Consider the following 1,447-nt stretch of genomic DNA (forward strand, 5'->3'; position numbering starts at 1 on the left):
GCGTGTGCTCGCTGATGTGCAACTTCTCGGCCACCAACTTGCCAGGGGCTGAGGGGTCGCTGGCCAGCGAGGCGATGGTTTGCTGCTCGCGGCGCGTCAGCTTGGCGATTTTGTGTTGCTCCGGGTCTATATCGCGCTCGGCTTTCTTGCGCGCCAGTTCAAGGAAGATACGGCTGGTCGCATTGCGGTCAATCCAGAGTTCGCCGTCATGCACTTTTTCTATGGCTTTGAGCAATGTCGATGCGGAGGCCGACTCCCGCTTGTCCACCACGCCACGTGCGCCCGCCAGCACCGCACTGTCATGCAGCGCCACGTCGCTCGATCCTGTCACTACCAGAATCCTGGCTTTGGTCTGGCTGTGCAAGTCGGCCAGCGACTCGATACAGTCCTCGCTGTCCAGGTCCAGTACCACCACATCTGGTGTGTATTGGTGCAGCGAAAGCAGGTATTCCGCCACCGACGACACCGAACCCGCCAGCATCAATCTCGGTTGAGCGCTTTCCACCAGACGCTCAAGACCCCAGGCCACGAGCGGTAGTGCTACTAACAGGACTTGAATTGGCATGCGGGTCGCTGCCTCTTTAGACGGGTTGTGTTAGCTGATCATGATAGCAATCGTTGCAGCCTGTAGCTTTTTTCTATAGCGCTTCAGGCACCCCCTCCCATGACATTTGTCCCGTAAAGCCCTGTTTTCATGGCTGATTGACTCCCAGAAAAAAAGGGATAGCGCGCTCATGTAGAAAGCAGCGGTCGTTTTTAGACTGCAACCATGAAAGGCACATACCGAGTTGAGCCCCGTGAACAAGTCACCCTGTCGCTGCAACTGACCGACGGGAGCCACGGTGTCACCCGTGACATCAGCGCCTCCGGTTTGTATTTCGAAACCGATAGTGAGCTGCAGGTGGGTAGCTTGATTGACTTCGAGATCGAACTCGACACTCCCGGCGGCCCCATGAAGTTCAAGGCTCAAGGACAAATTGTGCGCATTGAGCCACAAGGCGGCAGGACCGGGGCGGGCGTGAAGCTGCTGGCCAGCCGGCTGGTGCCGGTGGAATGAGGTTTTCGTGGGTTGAGGAAGAAACGGCTAGTGGCTGTTAGCGGCCCACGGCGTTTTTTTGCTCAGGGTGACATTCTTGGGAGAAAGACATGGCGAGCACTACAACTACAAGCGGCGGAACCGTTACCTCGTTTTCCAACACGCCGCAGGCGAAGGATGACATCTTCAGCACCACTGAAAATCTGCTGGGGGTCGTGTATTGGGACGTCATGTCCAATGACCTCGGTGGCAACGCGAAGACACTCTGGTCACTCGACAACGCGGACAGTCTTTCTACTGTCACCAAGGTTTATGCTCCGGCCGACCTCCTGACCCAGGATACGGCGAGGGCTGAGGCGACGAGTTCTGACACCAGTTTGAATGGTGCAAGGATCTGGATCACCTCGGACG

General features: G+C 57.1%; 3 protein-coding genes. 2 read left to right on the forward strand and 1 reads right to left on the reverse strand.

What is annotated here, in order from left to right; genetic code table 11:
* Window positions 1-565 (reverse strand): DNA-binding response regulator (locus ACXRVY_RS28980; protein WP_458238952.1); only part of this gene is annotated, 565 nt, incomplete at its 3' end.
* Between the two features lie 204 nt (window positions 566-769).
* Here ACXRVY_RS28980 and ACXRVY_RS28985 point away from each other — a divergent pair.
* Window positions 770-1,057, forward strand: a complete 288-nt coding sequence (locus tag ACXRVY_RS28985) for a PilZ domain-containing protein (RefSeq protein WP_223463378.1) — start codon at window positions 770-772, stop codon at window positions 1,055-1,057.
* 89 nt (window positions 1,058-1,146) lie between these two features.
* On the forward strand, window positions 1,147-1,447 hold a 301-nt coding region (locus ACXRVY_RS28990), incomplete at its 3' end, for a hypothetical protein (RefSeq protein ID WP_458238953.1).

The sequence above is a fragment of the Pseudomonas sp. P5_A2_2 genome (genome assembly GCF_054177685.1).

Bases quoted from the DNA above. Each gene is read 5' to 3' on its own strand.
- ACXRVY_RS28985 (WP_223463378.1), top strand. From the start codon at position 770: ATGAAAGGCACATACCGAGTTGAGCCCCGTGAACAAGTCACCCTGTCG.